The sequence below is a fragment of the Frankia sp. AiPa1 genome (assembly GCF_023243075.1).
Taxonomy (GTDB): Bacteria; Actinomycetota; Actinomycetes; order Frankiales; family Frankiaceae; genus Frankia.
In genome coordinates this window covers 1-8,136 of sequence record NZ_JALKFZ020000057.1, presented here as the reverse complement: position 1 = coordinate 8,136, position 8,136 = coordinate 1, and the positions used below count along the sequence as shown (strand labels likewise).

Annotated in this window: 6 protein-coding genes; 4 read left to right on the top strand and 2 right to left on the bottom strand. The window is 71.8% G+C overall.

Features of this window, described 5'->3' with window-relative positions:
• Positions 1-241 precede the first annotated feature (241 nt).
• A complete protein-coding gene (locus tag MXD95_RS06925) occupies positions 242-2,053 on the top strand; it encodes a glycosyltransferase family 39 protein (RefSeq protein WP_250639714.1) in 1,812 nt (603 codons plus the stop codon).
• A 267-nt stretch (positions 2,054-2,320) separates the two neighbouring features.
• On the opposite strand, the gene MXD95_RS06920 is transcribed toward MXD95_RS06925, so the two are convergent.
• Positions 2,321-3,094: a sensor domain-containing protein gene (locus MXD95_RS06920; protein WP_250639713.1), complete on the bottom strand. Its 774-nt coding sequence runs from the start codon at positions 3,092-3,094 to the stop codon at positions 2,321-2,323.
• A gap of 197 nt (positions 3,095-3,291) precedes the next feature.
• On the opposite strand from MXD95_RS06920, the gene MXD95_RS06915 reads away from it, so the two are divergent.
• A complete protein-coding gene (locus MXD95_RS06915) occupies positions 3,292-3,447 on the top strand; it encodes a hypothetical protein (protein ID WP_250639712.1) in 156 nt (51 codons plus the stop codon).
• Between the two features lie 117 nt (positions 3,448-3,564).
• Here MXD95_RS06915 and MXD95_RS06910 read toward each other — a convergent pair whose 3' ends face one another.
• Positions 3,565-5,160 (bottom strand): glycosyltransferase, encoded by a 1,596-nt coding sequence (locus tag MXD95_RS06910; RefSeq protein WP_250639711.1) that lies wholly within the window; start codon positions 5,158-5,160, stop codon positions 3,565-3,567.
• Between the two features lie 242 nt (positions 5,161-5,402).
• Between MXD95_RS06910 and MXD95_RS06905 the strand changes: the two genes are divergently transcribed.
• Together MXD95_RS06905 and MXD95_RS06900 are read left to right on the top strand one after the other, a co-directional pair.
• Positions 5,403-6,881 carry an NAD(P)/FAD-dependent oxidoreductase gene (locus MXD95_RS06905; protein WP_250639710.1) on the top strand — a complete coding sequence of 493 codons (1,479 nt, stop codon included), beginning with the start codon at positions 5,403-5,405 and terminating at the stop codon, positions 6,879-6,881.
• Positions 6,882-7,384: 503 nt separating this feature from the next.
• Positions 7,385-8,136: glycosyltransferase family 39 protein (locus MXD95_RS06900; RefSeq protein WP_250639709.1), on the top strand; the 752-nt coding region annotated here is incomplete at its 3' end.

The following is an 8,136-nucleotide window of genomic DNA, read 5'->3' as shown; positions in this document are numbered from 1 at the left end:
ACCTCAACACTGCGCACCTCCCTTGGTGGGCGTGTAGGAGTTGGAATCCCCCGCCTTCAGGCGGGGGAGGACGTCAAGGTGGGTCGGCGTGGGCGGACGGAGACGGCCCGGTGGCCGCACGGTGACCGGCGGATGACAAGCTGAGGGTGTGGGCGACGAGGCCGACGTCGCCACAGCCGGCGCGTACTCCCCCGGCGCGCGGCGGGTCCCGGGACGGGAGGCAAGATCGTGCGGCGAGTTGATGGGTAGCGTCCCCATCGTGGATGCAGACGCGGCGGACAGCGGCGAGGTTGGCCTCGGACCGGCCGTCCTGCCCGAACCCCGCACGCCTGGTCACACCCGGCCGGCCGCGGGTGGCAGGCCGCCCGCCGACGCGCACCCGCCGGACGTGCCGTCCGAGTCCCCAGCGGGCCCGGCCGGCCCGGCCGGCTCGGGCACGGCGGCGCGGCAGGGTCCGGTGGGTATCTCCCAGCGGGCCGTGAGCGCCGGGCGGACGCTGGCCCGCGAGAACGCGCGCACCATCCTGATGGTCGGCGTCGGGATCGCGGTCGCGCTCGGCGCGGTGCTGCGGTTCGCGACCCCGAGCCATCTGTGGCTGGACGAGTCCCTCACCGTCGCGATCGCGTCCCGTCCCGTCCCCGGGTTGTTGCACGCGTTGCGTCATGACGGCTCACCGCCCTTGTACTACCTGCTGCTGCACATGTGGATCAGCGTGTTCGGCGACGGTGACGTGGCCGTGCGGGCGCTGTCCGGCGTGTTGTCGCTGCTCACGCTTCCGATGGCGTGGCTCGCCGGGCGGCGGGTCGGGCGGTTCGCGTCCAGCGCCGGCAACGCCGGGCCGAACGCCCCGACCTGGGTGGCGACGGCGACGCTCCTGCTGTTCGCCTGCTCCCCGTACGCGATCCGCTACGGCAGCGAGACCCGGATGTACTCGCTGGTCGTGCTGCTGGTGCTCGTGTTCGGATTCACCGCGGTGCGGGCGTTGGAACGGTCCGCCTGGCCGCGGCTCGCCCTGTTGACGCTGACGACGACCGCACTGGTCTACACGCACTACTGGACGTTCCTGCTGATCTTCACGGTGGCGGCGTTCCTGCTGCTGCAGGCCCGCCGGCGGCCGTACTACCGGCGGGTGACGCTGCGGGCGTTCGCGGCGATGGCCGCCTCGGCGGTGCCGTTCGCGCCGTGGATGCCGTCGTTCGCGTTCCAGATGCTGCACACCGGCACTCCGTGGGCGCCGAAGGTGCAGGCCCAGGTGCTGCTGGACACGGTGTTCGACTGGGCCGGGCCGCAGTCCACCGGGGCGCTGCTCGGGGTGGTGCTGCTCGGCGGGGCGCTCATCGGGCTCACCGCCCGCCCCGCCGGCGGCCGGGAACTCGCGGTGCAGGTCACCGGACGGGTACCGGGTCGCTATCTCGCGGCGATCTGGCTGCTGCCGCTGGTGCTGGCCTACTTCGTGAACATGTTCGGCGGCAGCGCGTACGCCGAGCGTTACACCGGCATCGCCCTGCCCGCCTGCCTGCTGCTGGCCGCACTCGGCATCGCGGTGCTGCCCGGGACGCGGGTACGGGCGATCGTACTGGCGCTCGCCGTGTTCAGCGGCCTGGTGGGCGGCTGGCAGCTGGCCCGGACCGAACGCACCCAGGCCGGGGAGATCGCCGGGCAGATCCTGGCCCTGGCCCGCCCCGGGGACGTGGTCGCCTACTGCCCCGACCAGCTCGGCCCGGCGGTGCACCGGGCGCTGGTCCGCCACGGCCCGCTGACCGTACGGGAGATCGTCTACGCGGACGCCTCCGGCCCGGCCCTGGTCGACTGGGTCGACTATCCCGACCGGATGCGCCGCGCCAACGGCACCACGTTCGCCGCCGAGGTCAACCGCCTCGCCGGCCCCGACCATGCGGTGCTGCTCGTGCGCGCCGACGGCTACCGGTTTCTCGAGGGCGCGTGCGCGGTCGTCTCCGACCAGCTCGCCACGATGCGTGACCGCCAGATCCAGGTCTACCAGCGCGACCTCTATGAGGGCGCCTCCCTGGAGCGCTTCTCCACCCTGCGCTGAGCTCCCTCTCCTTCCGATGCGTTCGCGCACACGCGAGTGCCGAGGTTCGCTCTCCCCCATGGGTTTCCGGTGGACTTGTCCCGCTCTGGACCCGGGGCGGTTCAGTCGCGGGCGTTCAGCAACCGGCCCGACTTCGTCCTGCTGCTGTGTCTGCGTTCCGAGCCCCGAAGCCGTGGCCCGGGCCCGGGTGGCCTGACCGGCGATCAGGCGTGCCGCAGGTCGGTTGCGGCGGGAAGTCGGTCGTGGCCTGGATGCGACGAGGCGCGGTCAGGAGGGTTCGGCAGCGAACCGGCGTACGGCGGCACGCTGCCGCTCGGTGATCCACACGGTCACCCAGGGGAGCGCGAAGAACGCCACGACACCGGCCAGGAAGTGCAGGGTCACCGCGCCCACCGGGCTCGGCCCGCCCCACGCGGGATCGGGGTAGGGCGCCCAGCCCCAGATCGGGTAGGTCAGGTTACGGGCGGACACGATCGCCCAGCCGACCACCGCCGCGAAGGACAGGGTCGTCAGGACGATGTTGACGAGCAGGAAGACCAGGGCACCGGACACGCGGCCGCTGCGACGCCGCTCCAGGCGCTCGTCGAAGAAGATCCGCAGCCGCATGCGCTCGAAGGCGGGGCCGGCCGCCGCGGCGAACACGAGCGCCCCGAGCAGCACCAGCGGCCCCACCCCCGCGTGCCCGCTGTCGTAGGCGGCCTTCATCACGTACTGCAGGACCAGCAGCAGGCCGGCGAACAGCGGCACCAGCAGGGCGTACAGCAGATGCCGCCAGGTCTCACCGCGGAACGGGAGCGTCAGCAGGCCCCCCACACCGGCCCGGGGCCTCGCCCGGGGTGGACGGGACTGCGTGGTGACGCGGTCGTTGGACACAACGTATCTTTCCTCTTCTCGAACGTCACGGACGAGCAAATCGTCGAAGAAATGCCGGACGGCGCTGGAGGTCACCTCCCGCACACCGATCATCGACACCCGTTCAGATTCGACCCGAGTGACATCGATCCGATCGCCGAACGCCGCCCTGAGATGGGTGGCACTCATCCACCGGTGGTTTCGCCGCCGACGATGACAACCGACTTGATCACGCCGCATCTCCTGTTCGGGCGACGGCAGCCCGTTCCGCCGGGGTGAGGACAACCTCGTATTCCACCGGGATGCCCGGCTCGCAATTCCAGGCCGGACGCCGCCACACCGGCCCGTCCATGACCGGGAACTCGACATGAAGGGAATGCAGTGCGATGACGAACATGTGGAGCAGGCATGTCCGCACCACCGGCCGACCGACCGGCGCCGCCACGGTCACCGGCGCGCGTCTCGGCCAGGCGGACCGGAGTGTCGTGGTGACCGGCGGGGTTCCGACCGCGGCCATGGCTGCCGGCGAGGACTGGGGCTGACCCGGGCGGCCACCGGGGAAGGAGGTCGCCCCACACGTCGGGTCGTACCGACGACGGGGACGCGCACGTGATCAGACCGCGCAGGACCGCGGCGGCAGCCGGCCCGAGCACCGCCGGTCAGCGACCAGGTTCTCCCGGCGCGGCGCCCGTCGGTGCGCCACCGTCGGCGGCGAGCAGGACGGCGGTGAGGACCAGCAGGCCCATCGGCAGGGTGTAGTGGTTGAAGAAGGTCTGCTTGTTCATGAGGTCCGCGGCGAGCAGGACGAGTGCGCCGCCCAGCGTGAGGCCGGCCGCCTCGCCGCGGGCCCGCCAGGCCAGCAGGTAGGCCATGGCCAGCACGACCAGCGCTGGTGCGAATCCGAGCGTGACACCGAAGTGGGAGGCCCAGCCCGGCACGGACAACGAGTGCCCGAGCACCTTGTAGTGCAGGTTGGTCCACACGGCGTCATCGGCGAAGTCCCGCGGGCCGGCGATCACCCAGGGCGCGACGAGCGCGAGGGCCGTTGCCGCGCTCACCGCGGTGCGCCGCAGGCCGAACGCCGGCCAGGCCGCGGCCAGCGGCAGCAGCAGCGCCACATGCTGCTTGGTCGCCAGCGCCAGCGCGAACGCGACGACCGCCACCCGGCCGTGCCCGCCGCGCCCGGCCAGCACCAGCACGGCCAGGCACGCGACCAGCAGCGGTTCCGTCCACGACTGCTGAAGTGCGTACATCGACTCGGGGAAGATCACGACCAGCAGCGGGAGCGCTGCGACCAGCCCGGCGGGCAGGCTCGCGCCGGCGGGCAGGGCCGCGCGGGCCGGGCGTCCCAGCCGGCGGGCGCAGACGGCCGCGGTGGCGAGGGCGGCGATCAGTCCGTAGCGGACGTCACCGAGCAGCAGCCGCGCCGGGGCGAGCAGCACCGTCGTCCACGGCAGGTAGGGGTAGACGTCGAACAGGCCGTCGACGCCGTAGGAGGCCCGGTCGGGCGCCCACTGCTGGCGGTACAGGTCCGCGCCGTGCACCAGGCCGGACGCGGAGACCTGCGACAGGTACCAGACATCGATACGCGGCCGCGGCGCGGCGTGGATCGTCGCGACACCGGCGGCGCAGGCCAGGCCGAGCACCACCCAGAAGGGCGCGGACGACGCGGCGCACGCGCGCAGCCGGGCACCACGGGCTCCGAAGGCACCGAGGCGGGGACTCGGCGTCAGCAGGATCGTCGCGGCGGCCAGCAGTCCGGCGAGAATCGCGAGGACGTCGGCGACCGGGGCGAGGGTACCGCCCGCGTAGTAGCGCGGGTGACGCACGATCGGCCCGAGGCTCACCGTCGCCACGACCAGCGCCCAGCCGACCCGCGCCCCGATGGAACTCAAGGCCGGCGAACCCGAGGCTCGCGGAGTCGGGGCCGGCGAACCCAAGGCCGGCGAACCCAAGGCCCGCGGAGTCGGGGCCGGCGAACCCAAGGCCCGAGGGGTCGAGGCCGGCAGGCCCGCGGCCCGGGTCGGCCTGGCTCGGGCCATCGCGACCACGGCGACGGTGGTGGCGGCGGTGCCGATCAGGATGGCGGCCATCGCCCAGGCGCCATAGCGGCCGTCCTTCGCCGCGATCCCCCAGGCCAGCGCGCACCAGCCGACCAGTACCCCGGGCAGAGCCGCGGGCAGTACCCCGGGCAGGGCAGCGGCGGTGGGCGGGACGGCCGGTTCGCGTTCGTCTCGTGACAGCGCCGACGTCATGTGCGCACCATGCCAGAGCGTCGGGTGTATCCGACCTGGAGGACTGCGCCGGGGGCGGGCAGCCCGTCCGCGTACCACGATGGGACGGGTCGAGAGGGCGAGGGGGTGCGGATGGATCACAGCCGTACACGTGCGAGACTCACCCCGTGGCCGGCCCAAGGGTCCGGCGCCCCCACGCATCGGTGCGACGGCACCGATCACGGGAGTGACCATGCAGGTGTGTTGAGGAGAGGTCCGGCACAGTGACCGAAAAGCCAGAGGTAGTCGTCATCGGGGCCGGGCCGGCCGGCCTGACCGCCGGCTGGGAGCTGGTGAAACGGGACGTGCCCGTGACGATTATCGAGGGTGACTCGGTCGTCGGCGGCATCAGTCGTACCGCGCAGCGCGACGGCTGGCGTTTCGACATCGGCGGCCACCGTTTCTTCACCAAGGTTCCCGAGGTCGAGAAGCTCTGGCACGAGATCCTCCCGGACGAGGACTTCCTGCTGCGGCCCCGGTCGAGCCGCATCTTCTACGACGGCAAGTTCTTCGACTACCCGCTGAAGGCGACGAACGCCCTGGGTAATCTCGGTGTGGTCGAAGCGGCGCGCTGCATCGCCTCCTATGCCGCTTCCCGGGTGCGCCCGCCGAAGGACCAGAGCAACTACGAGAACTGGCTGGTCGCCCGGTTCGGCTGGCGGCTGTACCGCACCTTCTTCAAGACCTACACGGAGAAGCTCTGGGGCGTTCCGGTCGCCGAGATGCCCTCGGACTGGGCCGCGCAGCGCATCAAGAGCCTGTCGATGTTCAACGCCATCGTCAACGCGGTGCTGCCGAAGAAGAACCAGAAGGACATCACCTCCCTCATCGAGGAGTTCCAGTACCCGAAATTCGGGCCTGGCATGATGTGGGAGACCGCCACCGACAAGATCGTCAAGCAGGGCGGGCGGATCGTCTTCGAGGAGAAGGTCCGTAAGATCCACCACGAGAACGGCCGGGCCACGGGGGTCACCACGTTGGTGACCGGCGGCTACGGGCCGGGGGCGGGCGCACCCGAGTCGTCCCGCACCGACCTTGGCAGCGAGTACCACTACTCCGCCGACCAGATCATCTCGTCGATGTCGTTCTCGTCGCTGGTGCGGGTGATGGACCCGCCCGCGCCCGCGCCCGTGCTGGCCGCGGCGAACGCGCTGAAGTACCGCGACTTCCTCACCGTGGCGCTGGTCGTGCCGGCGTCCGCCGGATTCCCGGACAACTGGATCTACATCCATTCGCCCGCGGTGAAGGTCGGCCGCATCCAGAACTTCGCGTCCTGGTCGCCGTTCCTGGTCAAGGACGGCCGGACCTGTCTGGGTCTGGAGTATTTCGTCTTCGAGGGCGACGAGACGTGGAACAGCTCGGACGAGGACCTCGTCAAGCTCGCGACCCGGGAGCTCGTCGAACTCGGGCTGATCCGGGCCCAGCAGGTCGAGACCGGGTATGTCGTACGGATGCCCAAGGCCTACCCGTACTATGACATGCAGTACAAGCAGAACGTGGATGTCATCCGGGCCTGGCTGGCCGAGAACACGCCGAACGTGCACCCTGTTGGGCGTAACGGCATGCACCGGTACAACAACCAGGACCATTCGATGCTGACCGCCATGCTCACCGTCGAGAACATCGTCGACGGCACCCACCACGACGTGTGGGAGGTCAACGTCGAGGAGGACTACCACGAGGAGGTCTCCGCCAAGCAGTGACGGCGGTGGCTGGCCGCGCTGACCGCGCTGATGGTCTCGGCGGCCCGCCGCCGATCGCGGGGCGACGGTCTCGAGGATGGCCTCGATGCGCGGCGGCGACAGTCCGCCGCCCGGCGGGCGCGGGCCCGGCATGCCAGCGGGCGCGCAGACCGCCAGACTATGCCTCGAGGAGTTCACCGCGAGGAGTTCACCTCGAGGCAGGTGCTCCTGAATATGTGTTTCGGGTGTGGTCCCCACCGCAGGGTTCGGGTGGGCTCCCGCCCCGCGCTTCGAGTGCGGCCCCCGCCGTGCGGTGATCCCTCGATCGCCGCACGCTACGCGAGGCCACACCCGTGGCACGCGCAGCAGACCCGCGGCCTGACCCCCGCGCCCGCCCGGACCCGCCGGCGCAGGGGCCGCCGCACGAGACCAGCACCCCGGGTGCGGGCCTGCCCCGCCGGCCAACCAGGCCCGGCCCGGCTGACCTGCCGCACCGCGGACCACGTGGACGGAAAGGGACTGCCGTGACCGACGTCGCGGTGCGGCCGGCGGAGCACAAGCCCGAGCCGGTCGACCAGGCCGAGAGCACACCCGACCGCGCGGGACGGGCGTTCGCCGTCGTGGTGGGCGTGCTCGTCGCCGCCTCGGTGATCGTGCGGTTCACCGCCACCCAGGCACTCTGGCTGGACGAGGCGCAGAGTGTGGCGATTGCCCGTCTGCCGCTGTCCGGCTCGGGCACCACGATGTGGGACGGCCTGATCCAGGACGGTTCCCCGCCGCTGTACTACCTGCTGCTGCACGGCTGGATCGCCGTCGCCGGTGAGAGCAACCTCGCCGTGCGATCCCTGTCCGCAGTGATCAACATCCTGGCTGCCTGGCCACTGTATCTGCTCGGGCAGCGGGTGATCGGCAGCCGCGGCGCGAAGGTCGCCGTCGTTCTCTACCTGACCTCGCCGTTCGCGCTGTACTTCGGCACCGAGACCCGCATGTACAGCCTGATCGTCCTGCTGACGGCGCTCGGCGGTCTCGCCCTCGAGCGGGTGCTCCGGGCTCCGTCAGCCCGATCGGTGATCGGGCTGGCCCTGGCCGCCGGCTGCCTGGCGCTGACCCACTACTGGTGCCTGTACCTGCTGATGACGGTCGGTGTCTGGCTGCTCGGGCTGCTCACGATCCGCCCCTGGTACCACCGGCGGCGGGCCCGCCGGGCCGGTGGCGCCGTGCCCGCCGTCGGCGGCGCCGCCTCGCCGACCGACTCCCGCGGCGGGCGGCCCGGCGC